The sequence below is a fragment of the bacterium genome (genome assembly GCA_023150945.1).
Classification (GTDB): Bacteria; Zhuqueibacterota; Zhuqueibacteria; order Zhuqueibacterales; family Zhuqueibacteraceae; genus Coneutiohabitans.
Genome location: JAKLJX010000011.1, coordinates 105,831 through 122,442, shown reverse-complemented (window position 1 = coordinate 122,442; position 16,612 = coordinate 105,831). Strand labels below are relative to the sequence as shown.

General features: G+C 61.1%; 12 protein-coding genes and 1 pseudogene. 1 reads left to right on the top strand and 12 read right to left on the bottom strand.

From position 1 onward, the window contains the following. Nucleotides 1–12 precede the first annotated feature (12 nt). The 6 genes from L6R21_15475 to L6R21_15450 form a co-directional block, all read right to left on the bottom strand. Nucleotides 13–1,248, bottom strand: coding sequence for a glycosyltransferase family 4 protein (locus tag L6R21_15475; protein MCK6560592.1), 1,236 nt, complete (start codon nucleotides 1,246–1,248; stop codon nucleotides 13–15). Next, nucleotides 1,245–2,609 carry an O-antigen ligase family protein gene (locus L6R21_15470; protein ID MCK6560591.1) on the bottom strand — a complete coding sequence of 455 codons (1,365 nt, stop codon included), beginning with the start codon at nucleotides 2,607–2,609 and terminating at the stop codon, nucleotides 1,245–1,247. Before L6R21_15470 ends, L6R21_15475 begins: the two co-directional genes overlap by 4 nt. Nucleotides 2,610–2,699: 90 nt before the next feature. Further along, a complete protein-coding gene (locus tag L6R21_15465) occupies nucleotides 2,700–3,653 on the bottom strand; it encodes a glycosyltransferase (protein MCK6560590.1) in 954 nt (317 codons plus the stop codon). Between the two features lie 89 nt (nucleotides 3,654–3,742). Next, nucleotides 3,743–5,386, bottom strand: coding sequence for a sulfatase-like hydrolase/transferase (locus L6R21_15460; protein MCK6560589.1), 1,644 nt, complete (start codon nucleotides 5,384–5,386; stop codon nucleotides 3,743–3,745). A gap of 48 nt (nucleotides 5,387–5,434) precedes the next feature. Continuing rightward, a complete protein-coding gene (locus L6R21_15455; GenBank protein MCK6560588.1) occupies nucleotides 5,435–7,477 on the bottom strand; it encodes a metallophosphoesterase in 2,043 nt (680 codons plus the stop codon). Nucleotides 7,478–7,481: 4 nt separating this feature from the next. Then, nucleotides 7,482–9,101 carry an alkaline phosphatase family protein gene (locus tag L6R21_15450; GenBank protein ID MCK6560587.1) on the bottom strand — a complete coding sequence of 540 codons (1,620 nt, stop codon included), beginning with the start codon at nucleotides 9,099–9,101 and terminating at the stop codon, nucleotides 7,482–7,484. A 104-nt stretch (nucleotides 9,102–9,205) separates the two neighbouring features. On the opposite strand from L6R21_15450, the pseudogene L6R21_15445 reads away from it, so the two are divergent. Continuing rightward, nucleotides 9,206–9,496, top strand: a pseudogene (locus L6R21_15445) (DUF433 domain-containing protein). 73 nt (nucleotides 9,497–9,569) lie between these two features. Here L6R21_15445 and L6R21_15440 read toward each other — a convergent pair. The 6 genes from L6R21_15440 to L6R21_15415 form a co-directional block, all read right to left on the bottom strand. Next, the gene (locus L6R21_15440) at nucleotides 9,570–11,111 is read right to left on the bottom strand and encodes a flippase (GenBank protein MCK6560586.1); all 1,542 of its coding nucleotides are present in this window, start codon (nucleotides 11,109–11,111) and stop codon (nucleotides 9,570–9,572) included. Then, nucleotides 11,108–12,073: a GDP-L-fucose synthase gene (locus tag L6R21_15435; GenBank protein ID MCK6560585.1), complete on the bottom strand. Its 966-nt coding sequence runs from the start codon at nucleotides 12,071–12,073 to the stop codon at nucleotides 11,108–11,110. The genes L6R21_15440 and L6R21_15435 overlap by 4 nt, the downstream gene beginning before the upstream one ends. A 224-nt stretch (nucleotides 12,074–12,297) precedes the next feature. Continuing rightward, nucleotides 12,298–13,224: a sulfotransferase gene (locus L6R21_15430; GenBank protein MCK6560584.1), complete on the bottom strand. Its 927-nt coding sequence runs from the start codon at nucleotides 13,222–13,224 to the stop codon at nucleotides 12,298–12,300. Continuing rightward, the gene (locus L6R21_15425; GenBank protein ID MCK6560583.1) at nucleotides 13,224–14,153 is read right to left on the bottom strand and encodes an NAD(P)-dependent oxidoreductase; all 930 of its coding nucleotides are present in this window, start codon (nucleotides 14,151–14,153) and stop codon (nucleotides 13,224–13,226) included. Before L6R21_15425 ends, L6R21_15430 begins: the two co-directional genes overlap by 1 nt. A gap of 182 nt (nucleotides 14,154–14,335) precedes the next feature. Continuing rightward, entirely contained in the window at nucleotides 14,336–15,682 is a 1,347-nt protein-coding gene (locus L6R21_15420) for an alkaline phosphatase family protein (GenBank protein ID MCK6560582.1), read from the bottom strand. 199 nt (nucleotides 15,683–15,881) lie between these two features. Beyond that, entirely contained in the window at nucleotides 15,882–16,598 is a 717-nt protein-coding gene (locus L6R21_15415) for a sulfotransferase domain-containing protein (protein MCK6560581.1), read from the bottom strand. Nucleotides 16,599–16,612: the final 14 nt, after the last annotated feature.

The following is a 16,612-nucleotide window of genomic DNA, read 5'->3' as shown; positions in this document are numbered from 1 at the left end:
CCCAGATCAAGCTCATTTCAGCGTGGCGGCAGCCGTCATGCTCGTTCCCCGCCGCGACGGCCTGCGGGCCGCCAGCGTCTGATAAAGGTTTCTGAACTCTTCGATAAACCTCTCGAAATTGAATTTGCGGTCGAGATTCTTGCTCACGGCCTGCTCGAACCTGCGCCGGCGCGCCGGATCCGCCAGCACCGTGATCACCTTCTCCGCCAAGTCACTGGCATCCCCCTTGTCGAACAGCAAACCGTCTTCACCGTGGCGGATTTGCTCGGGCATGCCGCCGGCATTGGCCGCCACTACCACTTTACCGATTGCCATCGCCTCCAGCACCACGCCGGGAAACGGGTCATCGTAGGTCGAACATTGCACGATCACGTCGCTCGCGGCCATGAGTTGCGGAATGTCGCTGCGTTCGCCGGTGAAGCGCAACACGCCTGCCTGCTCCAGTGGCTCCGCTTGTTGGCGCAATTCCCGCGCATAACGTTCGTGACCGGGCAATTCCCCACCGACGATCAAGAAGCGCGCTTGCGGGAATTTCTCCCGAATCAAGGGAATCGCCTGCAGCAGCACACCATGGCCCTTGCGCCGCGAGAGCTTGGCAATCAGCGTGATCACCGGCGCGTCAGCCGGCAGGCTGAATTCCCGCCGCACCGCCGTGCCTTCCACGCCGGCATGAAACCGCTCGCGATATGGCCCGGGGTTGTAAATCACCATCACTTTGTTTTGCGCGAAACTGCGCCGCAACACCATTTGCCGCGCGGTGCAGCGCGAGACCGCCACGATGCGCGTGGCCAGCAGGTGCATCATCGTCGCCACCGGATAGCGCGTCAGCGGATTCGGCCGGCTGGCGCGCAGATGCCAGACCACCGGAATGCCGCAGGTCCACGCCGCCAGCGGCGCGTGAAAATCGCGCACGTCGTTGGCATGCACCAGGTCGATCTGTTCCTGCCGCAGCAACCGCCGAAGCAACAGCACGCTGGTGACCGCCCGGCCGAGGAAGCGCAAGAGATAATAGGGATTGAGCAGCTTGCGGCAGATGCGATCGAGCGTGAGATAGGTGATGTGCCGCACCAGCTCCGGCGGCAGGTGCAGGCGCGCCACCTGCGCTTGTGCCTCTTTCGGCAAAACCGCCCAGGCGGCGAAACGATGGTCGTTGAAAATTTCCATCAGTTTCAGAAAGCTGAGCGAAGCACCGCCTTGCGCGACAAAGAACGAACTGAAGTAGAGAATGCGAATGCGTTGACCTTTCATAGTGACACCGGCGGTGCGAGACGCCACCTGTCTTCAGGAGGCAGCACGAGCGCCGCGCTTGCCGCAGGAACAGGCTTTTCGGCACGCATGCCGAGCGCCAGGTGAAAAAAGGTCAGGATCAGCGGCAGTTCCGCCTGCTCGACCATGCCGGTGTACCACAACATCGCGAAGAGAATCGCGCTGTAGCCGCCGACGATGCCGGCCGCCACCACGCCCACCACCTCCGCCGCGCCTTCCCGTTTGGCCTTGGCCAGACGGTAAACATGCCGGAACGGCTGCCAAACCGCGAGCAGAAAAAGCACGCAGGCGAACAGCCCGCCCTCGGTGGCAATAATCATGAAAATGTTGTGCACCGTGGCGCTGAAGCGGTCGCGGATTTCATACTCGGTGTAATGCAGCAGCTCGTTGGAACGCCCCAGCCCCACCCCGAGAACGGGATTCTCCACGATCAGCTCGGAAGAGGCCAGCAGCAAATTGTAGCGCGTGGTTTCGCTGCGGCTGCCGGGCAGCATCTCGATGCGCTGGGTCAGGGCGTCGGAAAAAAGCGCAATCTCCGCGGCATACGTAAAAATCAGGGTCATCAAAAAGACAGCGGCCAGCAGTGAGCTGAAAACCAGGCGCGACCAGTTCACCCGTTTCAGGGTGAGCACGCCGGTGGCGTTGAACATCACCAGCATGCCGAAAACCGCCGCGCCCCAGTTGCCGCGCGACAGCGTGAGCACCAAAGCGATGCCGGCGATGGCCGCGCAAATCCAGTAGAACAGCCGGGCGCGGCTGGTGCTCATCAACGCCTTGGCCACAATCAACGGCAGCAGCATGACGATCCAGTTGCCGAGGATGTTGGCGTGCTTGAACGTGCCCTGCACCCGCACGAGATTCATCACCCCGGCTTTGTAGATGGAAATATGCTCCATCTCCTGGCCGAAATACTGCTGTACCGCGCCGATACTGGACTGGGTGATGCCCTGCAGCAGGCCCAACGCCGATTGCAGCGAGATCATCACCACCAGGAACGCCACGAGCGCCGACAGCGGGTACAGGCGGCTCAGGTTATGGCGGAGATAAAATCCGACCAGGAAAGACTTGATCCAGAACCACCAGTTGTTGGCGCCGACGTCCCACGCATTGTTGTAAGCGATCGACACCAGCAGCCATACCATGAACAGGGCGAAATAGAAGTCAAACTTGGTAAGCCGCAGGCGCTGATCGCGCAGACCGAGGCGAAAGGCCCAAAAAAAGTAAACGGCCCACAGCGGCACTTCGAAAAGGTACAGGCGGTAGCCGTTGTCCAGACGCATGGCCAGCGGGAAGGCGAAGGTCGTCAGGGTGATCCAGAAAGCCAGTTTTTCCAGTTTGAGCATAGATCGTGTTTGCGAATCATGTGAGCGCTGCGTCAACTTGACGCGGTTCGCCTGCAATTGCCAGCCCCGGCACTGCAACCGGCGATGGGATCACCGTGCCGTCACAAACAGCCGGCGTCGCCGCGGGGTTTCGTGAAAGTGAACCTGCCAGCTCGCCGGCAGCGCGGCGGTCAACCAAGCCAGGCCGGACTTGAGGCCGGGCTGCGTGCGCAGACTGGCGAGAAAATGCCGCCGCGCGCTGCGCCGGTCGCCTTGCTTTTGAAATCGCCGGCCGATTTGAAAGTGCATCTTCGCGGTCAGCGCCGGCAGATGATCCCGCAAGTAGGGGAAGTGCTGCACCGCCACCGCCATGAATTGCTGAAACTCGACTTGCATTGCCGCCGGCGTGCCGGACTTGGAATGGCTCGCGGGCACGACCCAGCGATCAACCAACAGTTCCGGCAGATAGACCACTTCATGATCAGCGGCGATTTTCATGAACAGCAGATGGTCTTCGCCTATGCGCAGCCGTTCGTCGAAGCCGCCGGCGCGATCATAGACGCGCCGCGGCAAAAACATGGTCGGCGTCAACATGTTCAGTCGAAACAGAAACGAGGCAATGACGCGACGGCGCCGGTCGCGCGGAAATTCGTGCCACACTTCGCGCAGCTTGCGGCCATGAACATCACGCTCCTGCAGCGCGGTAAAGACCAGCCCGGTATCCGGCCGGGCCTGCACAATGGCCATTTGTTTTTCGAGTTTGTCTGGCGCCCAGGTGTCATCGGCATCGAGAAACGCGAGCAACGCGCCCCGGCTCACGGCCACGCCGCGGCTGCGCGCGGCCGCCGGTCCGCTGTTGCGGAGTTGCTGAAACACGCGCACGTTCGCCTGACGGGCGGCGAGCCGCTCGGCTACGGCAACTGTATCATCACGCGAGCCGTCATCCACGATGATGATCTCAGTCGCCGGCAGGGTTTGCGCCAGGCAACTCGCCACGGCGCGGCGCAGCCAGCGGCCGGCATTGTAAGCCGGGATGATGACGCTGATGGTCTGATCACTTGCCATTGTCGGGCTGTAAGTGGGCGCTGCGCTTCCGGCGCTGTTCGCCGGCGCCGGAGATGCAGCGCGTTTTGAATCAATCTTGTTGGCTCAGTTCACGGCAGCAGCACGATTTTCTGCACCGCGAATTGCCTGGCCGTTTGCAAGCGCAAGAAATAAACGCCGGCAGCGAGCTGTACCGGGGTGACCGGCAGTTGGTGCCGCCCGGCCGCCAGCGCGCCTTGAAAGATGGTGGCGACCTCCTGGCCCGCGAGATTATAGAGGCGCAGCGTCACCGTCGAGGGCCGCGCCAAGGTGAATTGCGCCGACGTCGTTCCCCGAAACGGATTCGGCATGGCATATTCCAACCGGTCTCTGAGGCCCTCTTCCTCATGCGGCGAACTCACACCCTGCGGAAAGGGATCATTGAATCGCCGCTGCCACTGCTGCAAAACACCGCGCAGGGAATCGCGCAGCGCCGCATGAATCGGATCGTCCACGAGATTGTGTGACTGGTACGGATCCGTGAGATTGTCATACAAGAGCCAGTGGCCGGTATCGGCGAGCGCATAAGTGTAGCGCTTGGTCACCACGCCTTCCCACGGTCGAATGAACTGGTCCGCATTCGGAAAAGGCTGGGGATTGTAAAGGTATGCACTCGCCGGCTGCTCTCCGGTCTCGCCGCGCAAGAAGGCGGAATGATCCGCGCCGTCAACCGTCGCCGGAATTGGGATGCCGGCCAGACCCAGCAGGGTCGGCATGAAATCCGGCGTGTTGAACAACAAGTCGGTCTCGCGATTTGCCTGCACAACACCGGGATAGCGAATGATCAGCGGCACATGCGTGCTCTCGTGCCAGGGCCGCTGCTTGAACTCATGCCCCTGGGAGCCGAGCATGTCGCCGTGATCCGAGGTGAAGACCAGAATGGTGTTCTCTGCCAGTCCCAAAGAATCGAGACCGGCCATGATTCTGCCGACATTCCAGTCGAGGTTGCTAGTGAGTGCATAGTAGCCCGCGATTCGCCGCTGATACTCGGCGACGAAATGCGCGAAGTTGGGGCGCAACTCGATCTGCGCAGGCGTGTACAATTTCTTCCACATGTCCGGGACGTCGAGATACGGGTTGTGCGGCGGCGCCCACGCCACCACCAGCGCAAACGGCCGGTCTTTGTGCTCGGCCATGAACTGCAGCGCATAGTCCGTGAAACCGTCGGCGGAGTGTCCGGGCATGACGCGCACTTGTGGGTCGTCGCCCAACAGGTAGTTTTGCGCGCTGTGCACATCACCGTAGTTGTAGGCCGCCCAAAACTCGTCCCAGCCCTGGCGCAGCGGTCCCGGCGGAATGAAATCGAACTTTTCCTCACCCGCCAGATGCCACTTGCCCAAGAAGCCGCAGGCATAGCCCTGCGCGCGCAGCACCTCGGCCAGGCTCAATTCCTCCGCCGGCAGCCAGGCGTGATTTCCGAAAATGCCGAGTGTGTGCGAATACCGCCCCGTCATCAGCATCGCCCGGTAGGGCGTACACAGCGTGAGGTTCGACACGCAATTCATGACGCGCGTGCTCTGCAGCACGAGCCGGTCGAGGTTGGGCGTGATAATCTGCGCATTGCCGGCATAGCGCATCGAACACTGCCGCAACTGGTCGGCGATCAAGAGAACGAGGTTCGGCTTCGCCCGCGGTGTTGGCGTCCCGCCGTTGGCCGCGCCACTGAGCGGCAGCAGCCCGAGAACCACTGCCAGGCAAATTCTTCCCCATGACATGACAGCACTCCTGCAGTTCTTTTGAGGTGACTACTCGAGTTGGTTACGCTACGGACGCGGCTGCGAGCCTCTCAGCCGCAACATCTTTTTCAACGCCACTTCCTCATCCGCAGCGAGCATGAATAGATACACGCCGTCCGCCACTTCTTCCCCCGGTTGCCAAGTGAGGGAATGCGAGCCGGATGCCATCCTGCCCTCCTGCAGACTGGCCACCAACCTGCCGGTCAAATCAAAAATCTTAATCCGCACGGTGGCGGCGCGCCGCAACTCGAAGGCAATCCGGGTGGCGGGAGAAAACGGATTCGGATGGTTTTGGCGCAGCGTAAAGCTCACCGGATGGGAAACCTGCTCGGCATTCACACCCGCGGTGGGCGGCGTCGGCACACTGACCGTGGTCCAGTTGACCGCATCGAACGCGACACCGATTTCTGCCGGCGCTTGCGCGTTGGAGTAATTGTCGTTGTGTACCCCCAGCGTCACCACCACCCGGTCGATCGCGAGCTTCTCCCAATTCTTCTCCGGAAAGAACCGTGCAAAGTCGGAGCGGGGATAAAGCGTCAGCTCCCGCCAGTCGTCGAAAACCGGTGCCAGCTCCAGGCAGGCATACGGCCCGCGCACGCCGAAAAAGCTGAAGGCCTTGCCCAGCGCGTATGCCACCGCAAAACGATAGACCCGCTCGCCGGTTTGGTATCCCGCCACCATCACATAAGGGCTGCAAGCCTCGGGATTGACATACTCCGCCGCTGGAATATTGTAGTGCAGCTTCAACACCGGCCACTGGCCGGCTGCTGGAACGCTTGCCGCCTGCCGTACTTCCGCGGTGAGATAACTTTGCGTGTCATTGCCGGAGGCACGGGCTTTGGTGTAAAGATAGAGAAAGCGGCTGCCTTCGAATGCGCCGCCGGTCACCAACCGGCGCTTCTGCTGCGGCGGATTCTCATAGGGCAGCAGATGATTGACGAACCACCCGGCAAGCGCGGTCTCTTCAAAACCGCCATTGCGCAGCGCCGGCGCGGCAGGCCACGCCCATTCGGGCTGCAGATAGCCATAGACCTGGTCGTCATATTCTTCGAGGCTGTCCGGATTGATGGCAATGGTTTCGCTGGCGAGCGTGTGAAACGTGATGGCTTCACAGACCTGACCATTGAGCTTCACCAGCCCCACACCCCATGACGATTGCGCGGTTTCGTGGTAGTCCGCGGTTCGGGCGAAATTGGCGGCGTTCGGCATGACGAGAAAAGCTGTGCCGCGGTAGCGCCAGGAGATCAACGGCACGGCGGCAACCGTGTTGTGCACGTGGCCAAAGAAGGCATACTTGACGTTGCCATGGCGGGTGAGCACTTCGACAAATCTGGCGCGGTGTGCCGCGCCCGGGCCGTATTGATCGAATTGCGCGCGGCCCACCGGCAGCAGCGGATGATGCGTGAAGAACATCGTCGGCCGGTCGCGATGGGCGGCCAGGTCCGCCTCCAGCCAGGCGAGAAATTCGGGATGGCGCTCGAGATAGGCATCGATGCCATAGCCATGTCCACCAGGCTGCGAGAAGAGGATGAAATGCCAGTCCCCGGCATCGAAAGAATAATTCACCTTGTCCAGTCCGTTGATCTGCTGCTGCGCCCAGAGAAAGTTGGCAAACTCACGGCGGCCGAGGGGATTGCCGGGGAGCGTGTCCGCGGCTGGCACGTGATCGTGATTGCCCATCAGCAGATAGAGCGGCATTTGCAGCGGCTTGACGGCCTGCACGAAGACGTTGAAATTTTCCCATTCGCCGGTGTTGTGAATGTTGTCACCCAGCGTGATGACGAACGCCGGCGCGAGCCGATTGGTCAGCGCCACGGTTTGCTGCAGCCGCGGCACAACGGTCTGCGCGTTGACTTTGTTGTCCTCGCTGTCGAAGCGGGTGCCGGGCGCATAATAGGCGACCTGCGGATCGCCCCAAATGCCAAAGGTGAAAGCCTGCGCGCGGGTGCCGAGGCCGGGCACGTAGCCGCAAAGCGAGGCTTGCGCCAGCACCGGGGCCACACCGCCGAGCAGCAGAACCGCGGCCAGCCAGCGCCAGCGCGGCAGATTCCTTTTGATGACACGTGACATGATGCTACATGTACCCCAGAGTTTGCAGCCGCCGCTGCAGCTCACGCTCTTCCTCATCACTGAATGCGACTTCTTCCTGCACCGCTGCCGCGGGCTGGTGATACGCGATCGCGACTGCTGGCCGGTCGAACCATTCCGACCGCACGCGGCCGTCGCAATGCGCCGGCACCGGCAGACCCAGCCAGTGCAGCAAAGTCGGCATCACATCTTGCAGCGCGGCTTCGTGCGACTGCCCCGGCGCGCCCTGCACCACCCCCGCGCCATTGAGAACAAAAATGCCCCGGCTTTCATGCGTGCCGGCGTGAAAGTCCTCCGGCGTCACCGGCGCCAGCAGCGTGCCGTTTTGAAAAAACGTTTTGGAGGAAAACGTGCAGCCCGGTGCCGGCTCGACGATGAGATCCGGCAGCCGCTCGCACGCCGGCCCGCTGAAGATTTCCTCGCGGCGAAATACCTTGCGCACCACCGGCTGCTGCGTGGCGGGATCGCGCCAGGCATACAACTTCTCGATCAAGTCGGCGACTTGCGACACGCTGGCGCCGGGGCCGAGATACAAATATCCCCAAAATGAACTGACCGCATAGGCGAGCGAGCGTTGATGATCGATGCTGTGCAGCCGCAGCCTGGTGCCCAGCGCCTGGCGCCGCGATTTGGGCAGCAGCCGCTTGCGCAGTTGCAGCACGTCCAGCCGGCGAATCAAGCCGGCATGGCGCATCCAGCGCGAAGGCGCTTCCGTCTGCGGCACGAGAAAGCCGTTGGCATGCAGCCAGTGATTCAGCTCGGCGCGCACGCGATGGCGCTGAAAGCCGTGATCGGAGAGTACCAGCATCAGCGTTTGTTCGCCCATGCTGTGGCGGGCAGCCGCCACCAGTTCGCCCACCGCCTGATCGAGGGGCGCAAAGAAATCCCGGAGGATCCGCTGCTGGCGCTCGCGCTGAAAATCGGGATGCCCGGCTTCGAGATGCGGCCAGAGCGCATGCTGCAGGAAATCCACGCACTGCAGTTGCAGAAAAGCGAAGTCCCAGGGCGCGCGCCGCAAGAGATAAAGCATGGCCTGCACGCGGCTGTCGAGAAACAGCCGCATCTTTTTAAGGAAAGCGCTGAAGTCCGCGTGCAGGCGTCCACTCTCATCTTCTTCTTTCAACAGCGGCCATTCATAACCCAACTGCGCTTCCAGCTCCGCCAGCAAGGTCGCGGGATGCGTGAACGTCGATTCGCGGCTGGGCGTCATCAGTCCGCTGACGATCACGCCGTTGACCGCCGGCGGCGGATAGGTTACCGGCAAATCCACCACGGCCACGCGCTTGCCGTGCTGGCTGAGGAGCTGCCAGAGCGTGGGCACACGCAACGAAGTCGCGTTCACGAGATAAGCCTGATTCGAGCGGCGGTCATAGCCTTGAAAATCGAAAATGCCGTGCTTGCCGGGATTGCAGCCGGTCATGAAAGTGCTCCACGCCGCCGGGGTGATCGGCGGAATAGTGGAATGCAACACGCCGCTCAGGCCGTCGTTCGCCAGCGCCAGGAGATTGGGCAGATGACCGGCTTGCAGGAGTGGTTGCAGCACGGTCCAGGTGCCGCCATCGAGGCCGAGGCAAAAGACGCGCGGTGGTGGCTGCAGGTTCTTCATGGGCGTCAAACTCAGTCTGGCAATTTTGGCGTAGGTTGATAACTTCTGACGGTTAATTCGGGCTATTCTTCACTCAGAACAACGCAAACGGACGGTGACTTGCCATGAATTCCACTTGCGTTGAAAAGCGCGACAACGGTTATTGGGTCGGGTCCACCCGCGTCTCGCTCGATTCCATCGTTTACGCCTTCCTGAACGGCCAATCCGCGGAGAGCATTGCCCAGTCTTTTCCCGTTCTCACGGTGGAGCAGGTTTATGGTACCATCACCGATTACCTGGCTCATCGTGAAGAGATTGGCCGTTACCTCGCTGCCCAGCGTGAAGATTACGCCACCCAGCGCCAGGCAGCCCGCGCAGCGGACCCCATGTTCTACCTGAAAATTGCCGCGGCCAGAGAACGATTGAAAAGATACCAGGGCCACCAACCTGCCTGCTGCTCTGATTTTTCTTCCCGACTTCCCCCCCACTTCAGCTCCGGCTTCTCAATCGCTGTCGAAAGCGTTGCAGCATTGCGCGATCTTCCGGATGCAAACAAAAAAGCAGACTGCCCGCGGCGAGAATCACGGCCATGACAAGGCCCTGCACCCATGTGCCCGCGGCACTGACCACCCAGGCCGCCAGCAGCGCCAGCACGCACAGCGCGAGCAGACGCACGGTCAACGCAGTGTAAGGATAGATGCCCAGGAGCTTGCGCAATGCAAACAACCGGCTGAGGTTCAAACCTACGATCGCCACGCCGCTGCCGAGCGCAGCGCCCACCGCGCCGTAGCCGGGAATGAGAATGGCATTCAGCGCCAGCGCCGCCACTGCCGCGCCGAACATGAAGCGCATTTCCCATTTCTCGCGGCCCATCATCTGCAGAAACTGGCCGGCGGGGCCGACGCCGGCATCCACCAGCGAAGCCAGCGCGATCAGGCGCAACACCGGCACGCCCGCGGCAAACTCTTCACCGAACAGACGCAAGATCGGCTCGGCAAAGACCCAACAGGCCAGGCAAATCGGCAGCGTGACGAGCAACGACCAGCGCACCACCATGCGGTAATAGTTGACGATGGCGGGTTGATCGTGGCGGCCGTGGGCCTCGGCAATCACGGTGCTGAACATCGGCACGAAGGAGCCCATGGCCAGCGTTTGAAAATCCGCGATGCGAAATGCGGCGTGGTAGATGCCGACCTGCGACATGCTCGACAGCGAGCCGATCATCAGCCGGTCCGCCTGACTCAAAACCAGGCCGGAGAAACGCGAGAACCATACCCGCCGCGTGAAGCGCAACATTTCACTGGTGGAGACAGTGGCAGGCGCTGCCGTTGCCGGGGGCACGTGCGGCCGCAATCTGAGCAGACCGAGCACGGCCGCCAACGCGGTGCTCGCCAGCACCGCGGCCATGGCCCAGTGCACGTTCATGGTTGCCACCAACGAAACGCCGCCGGCGAACAGCAGTAAACCCACGGGCTGCAGATTACGCCGGATCAGCGCTTCCATCGCGACTTCGCGAAACGCGCGCAGCGCAAAGCCCAGCCAGGAAAGCAGCGCCAGCACCGGCAGGATCACCGCCAGCCACGGCAGCACCGCCGCCATTTCCGGCTGGCCGATCCAGTGATTCGCGATTTGCTCGCGCCACCCAAACAAGACGGCGCTGGTGAGCAGCGAGAACACCATGATCACCAGCAACGCCACGCGCATCACCCGGCGAATGTCCGCAGGCCGGTCTTGCGCACGCGCCACGGCGATGTAACGCACGGTGGTTTGCGAGAAGCCGCCCAAACAAATGCCGTCGAGAAAACTCAGCAGCGAGTTGCTGTACGTAAACAGGCCGAAATCTTTCAGACCGAGCAGTTTGGACAGAACGACCTGCGCGATGAAATTGATGCCGCGGCCGGCGAAAGTGCCGATCAAAACAATGCCGCTGTGGCGCGCCATCGCCTCTGGCCGCGGGTGTTTCACCCGGCCATTGGTAGAGGCTGCCGGCGCCGTGACGGCCGCCTGCGTGTCTTTGTCCAAGGCACTCACAGGCGTTGATCGGCCTCCGCTTTGTTCGCAGTGTACCAGGCCACGGTGTGGGCCAGCCCTTCACGCAGCGGGGTCGGCGGCTGCCATTGCAGCGCGGCCCGCATGCGCGTCACGTCGAGGATTTTTTTCGCCTGGCCGTCGGGCTTGGAGGTGTTCCAGTGAATGGCGCCGGTGTAGCCCGAGACTTCCTGCATGGTTTCCGCCAACTCGCGGATCGAGGTGCCCACGCCGGTGCCGAGGTTCAGCGGTTCCGTGTCATCGTAGAGTTCCGCGGCGCGCAGAATGCCCTCGGCGCAATCCTCGACGTAGAGAAACTCGCGAATCGGCCGGCCCGTGCCCCACACTTCCACTGCGGGGGCACCGGCTTGCTGCGCCTCGACAAACTTACGGATCAGTGCCGCCGCCACGTGTGAACGATCGGGATGAAAAGTGTCGCGCGGGCCGTAGAGATTCGTGAGAATCAGATGAATGCTGTGAAAGCCGTATTGCTTCCGGTAGGCCAGGCCTTGAATCGCGAGAATCTTCTTGGTCATGCCGTAGTTCACCACGGTTTCATGAGGCAGGCCCTGCCACAGATCTCTCTCAGCCAGCTCGTTCTCGAGGTAACCGGGATACGAGCAGGCAGTGCCGATCTGCACGTATTTTTCCACGCCCGCCTGGCGTGCCGCTTCCATCAGGTTCGCGCCCATCACCAGGTTCTCGTAGAAGATCCGGCCGGGATACAACTGGTTGATCCAGATGCCGCCGTAGTAGGCCGCACAGTGAATCACCACCTGCGGCTGATGCCGGGTGAGACACGCCTGCGCCGCTTCCAGGCGGGTGAAGTCATATTCGCGTTTGCGCGGCACGATCACTTCGCAGCCCAACGGCCGCAGCCGGTCCACGAGGTGACTACCGAGAAAGCCAGCGCCACCGGTGACCAGCACGCGCTTGTTTTGCCAAAAGGAATTCGCTGAGATCATGATTCGTTTCTGTTGTCTGTCTCCGGCGGCTGCCCGGGAAAATGTGGCCGCCGGTGGTGCAGTCGTTTCGTGAAAGCCATCCCCGCGAGCCGGGTCATCCAGACGGGAGTTGGTGAGGGGCTTCGCCTCATACCCGCGATTTCACCGGCTTCCCCGTGACGACATGGCGATGACGAACGACTTTTGCCGCCGGCGGCGTCCCAATCCCGCGTCCGCCGTCGCGATCAAATTTCATATCCCAATTCACGCAACACCTCTCCGGCTTCCGCCTGCATGCGCGCCACGATTTCCACAGGCAGCTTGCGGTAATTGCCCACGCTCGGCGTGAAGCCGCGGCTCGTCGCAGCGATGGGATCCTCGAGGCCCGGCGCGGAAGTGTGCTCCTGCTGGTGAAACTGCAGCACCTGCTCTTCCCACGGCTCGCCAAGAAACGCGAACAAGGCGCGGCACTGGTTTTCCGGCTCGGCAACCAGTGCTTCATAGCGCATGCTGAAGACGCGGTTCGCATGCTGCGCCTGGAAGGCGAGCATCTTGCGGCATTGCTCCGCCCAGTAGCGCGCACCGCCGGCGTAGGGATCACCGCAGGCTTGCTTCATCGCCTCGGCCTGGCGAATCACTTTCTCGCCCACCGAGCAGGCCACGTCCAGGCCGTGGCGATAGATGAAAACATACTGGCACTGCGGGCCGTAAAGCCGCTCGACGAAATCGAGACAATCGATGTAATGCGGACTCTTGTCGGCCCAGCGCTGTTTGCCACGCGCGCCGGCATACGAGGAAAAATAGTAGCTGCTGAATTCGCGCAGCTTCGCCAGCACGTGTTCTTCATCGAAGCCCATCGCGCGCAAACCCGCCATCGCCTTGCCGTCGCGCCACAGCGTGCTCAGTGGCAAGAGAAAGATCGATTCGGTCGGGCAGGCCAGGCGCGAATGGCTGTCCAGGATCAAACGCAGCAGGGTGGTGCCGGAGCGGTGCACGCCGATCACAAAAACCGGCGGCGCGGCCAGTGGCGCCACGGCGGCCGGGGCCAGCAGCACGGGCGTACGCGCGCGCCGGAGCTTGCGGCGTAAACGCGCGAGCACGTTCATCTGGCGGGCGGCACGGCGCGGCGCGCCGTTGCGTGCCGCTGCGGTTGGCTTCGCGATTTCAGCCATCACACGTTGCTGAGCGGGTTGCGGAGGTCGATGGTTTCATAAGCACGGATCAGCTCGTCCACGCCGTCTTCAACGGAAATGGTGGTGTAGAAGCCGAGGTTGTGAATCTTGGCGTATGAAACCTCATAATTGCGCTGGTCTTCATCCTTGCCGACGTCGGCGTAATGCAGATAGAAATCGACCTTGCGGCGCACGAGGTCGGCAATCTGCTCCTTGCTGTAATTCATCTTCTCCGAGCCGACGTTGTAGACCTGGCCGATCATGCGGCCGGCGTTCTCCAGCGCAAACATGAAGCTGCGCGCCATGTCGATCACGTGGATGAATGTGCGCTTGAAGGTGCGCTCATAAATGATGAGGTTGCGCACTTTCACCGCCTGATAGACGAAGTCATTGATCAGCAAATCGAGGCGCATGCGCGGTGACACGCCGAAGGCCGTGGCGTAGCGGTAGCAAATCGTGTTGGGCGAATCGAGCAGATGCTGCTCGGCCTCGGTCTTGGTGGTGCCGTAAATGGTGAGCGGATTGAGCGCGGTTTCCTCGGTGCAAACCTGGCCGACCACGGCGCCGTAGTTGGAGCCGGTGGAGGCGTAGAGCAGCAACTGGTTGCGGTCACGATTCTTTTCGACGATTTTGGTGCCGATGTAATTGACGTCGTGCGCGAGCTGTTCATTCTTCTTGCAGGCGGGATAGCCGACAATGGCCGCGAGATGGATGATGGCATCGACGCCGCGGGTGGCGGCACGCACGCGCGCCTCATCCAGAATATTGCCTTTGATGAACTCGAATTTGGGATCGCTGAAATGCGGCAGCAGGCTGGCGCCGCCGTACATCAAATTGTCCAGCACGCGCACGTGATGCCCGGCATTGAGCAGGCGTGGAATCAGGACGGAGCCGACATAGCCGGCGCCGCCGGTGACGAGTAGTTTCATCCTGAGCTTTCCTTATAATATATCCAAAACCAAGACGGTTACTCCTACTCGTACTCCTACTCGTACTCCTACTCTGGCTCGCTTTTGCGAACATCTAAACAGCGAGTACGAGTACGAGTAAGAGTACGAGTACGAGTATGAGTATGAGTAAGAGCAAAGGTATGAACCCTGTTCAAATAACTTCAAACAACCGCAACCCCATCCATATCCTGCGGGATCGGCAGCTTCATCATCTTCAAGATCGTGGGCGCGAGATCACCGACCCACAGCTCATTGTGCCCGCGCTGAATCTCACGATCGCGAATGAAGAGCAAAGAATCCTCGAACGTGTGCATCCCCACCAGCGCGGTCTTTTCGCCGGGGATGGTCTTGCGCAGATCGCCCTTCAAATCATAACCGTCATGCGGCACCGCGATCAAATCTGCGGCCTGGTTGCGGTTTTGCCCATCATAGATCTCCTCGCGTTTGATCACCTGGCGGATGATGGGCGCCTGGTTGTCAGGATCAACGAAGCCTAACAGCGCCGCGGTGAGCTGCTCGCGCGCCGCCTCATACTGCGCCGGCGGCACCGTGCCCTGCGGCTCGCGGCCCTGCAAATTCACGAACACGCGGCCCGGAATCAGGCTGTAACCCAGCGATTCGGGATGGAGATCAGCCAGGGAAGCCGGCGGCGTCTTCTTGAACTTCAGCAGGCCGGCCTCGGCGAGATACCAGTTAAGGTAGATTTCCTTCTTGATGGTGCAGAAGCCGTGATCCGAGAGGATGATCAGCTCGGCGTCATCGCCGATTTTGCGGTCAACTTCGCCGAGCACTTCGTCCACGCGTTGGTAAAAGTCGAAAAAGGTTTTGGCATACACCGGATCATCCTTTTCCATGTGCTCCCAGAAAAAGTGATTCATCCGGTCGGTTTCCATGATGTGGCACTGAAAGAAATCCCACGGTTCCTGCGCCAGATAATGAAACATGGCCTGCACGCGCTTGTCCAGCGCATCGTTGCATTCCTCGAGGAAGCGATCGCGGTTCTCGCGGCCGATCGCGGCGTCGGCATCGATCTTGTAGCCCATCGCCTTCAGTTCCTTGCCGATGTGGGCGGGATAGGCAATTTTTTCGATTTGCGTGCAAAGGAAACATCCCACCAAAATGCCGTTGACCTGGCGCGGGGGATAAGTCACCGGCACGTTCATGACGAAGACGCGCTTGCCGGCGCGGCTCATCATCTCCCAAATGGTTTCACTGGTCATGTGCGCCGACGTCGGCACGAACAGGTCATAGGTGCCGGGCTTGCGGTCGACGAAGCCGAAGATGTTGTGCTTGGCCGGGTTCTTGCCGGTCATGTAACTCGACCAGGCAATCGAGGAAATACAGGGCTGCACCGAATTCATGCGGCGGAACGAGCCTTTTTCCGTGAGTTTTTTGAAATGGGGAAAATCGCCGGCCGCAATGTGTTTCTGCATGAAGTCGTAGGGCACGCCATCGATCGAGACGACGACGACGCGGCGGGCACGGTCTTTTTTGAGAAATTCAAACATGATCAATCCATGAGGTCATCGGAGTCAACATCATTGTCAAGCTGGCTGGTGCTTTGTTACTTTGATTTGTTTGCGTGCTTCCGCGTGACATTCAGAGGGAGTCCGGTAAGATACCTGGCGCCGTGCTCAGATCTTCACAGGATCCTTGCAGAATGACAGTGGTGGTGGCGGTACTTTTCAAAGCACCAGATCATTCGCCTCAAGCGACGCGGGCTTCGGCCAACACTTCGGCAAACAGCCGGTTTTCGTCTTCGCTCAAATGATTCTGCCAGTCGCCGGCGCCGCCGCGGCGGAAGAAACTTTTCTCTTCCATGGTCGCGCCCATCTCGCGGCCGCTCATCTTCTCGAAGCGGAAACATTCCAGCGCCTGCTCGGCGCGGCCGAGCGGCACTGCGAAACCGGCCAGGCGCAGAGCCTCGGCCAGGTGGCCGGCGCCCTCTTCCAGCAGCGCTTCATAGTGGATCGTGGCCTGCACGTGTTCGCGCCAGGCGGCAACGTGACGGCGCCAATCCGCGATGAACCAACGCACTTGCGCGCTGCGGCCGCCGAGGCCCAGCAGCTTGTAGTGGTATTTCTTCACTGCGCTGGTCATCCGGTGTTGCAGATAGTAAGAGTGGCTGACGAAGACGTCGCGCGGGTCGCGCTGCACGTAAATGACGCACCCGGACTGCAGCGGCAATTCTGCGGGCAACTTGTGGGTCTTATTCACGCCGGCAAAGCCGGGCGGCGCAGGCCAGGCATGGCGGCCGGCAACCGCCTGCCGCACCCACTCCTGCTTGGGCTGCTTGCTGTCATCATCAAAGTCCTTAAAGGGCAGATTCAGACAGTAAGCGCAGAGATAATTGACCCAGGTGTTGCCGCTGCGCGGATAGCCGGCAACCCACACTTCGCGTGCGCTGCGAGTTTCAGCGTTCATGCCAGTCCTCGCGC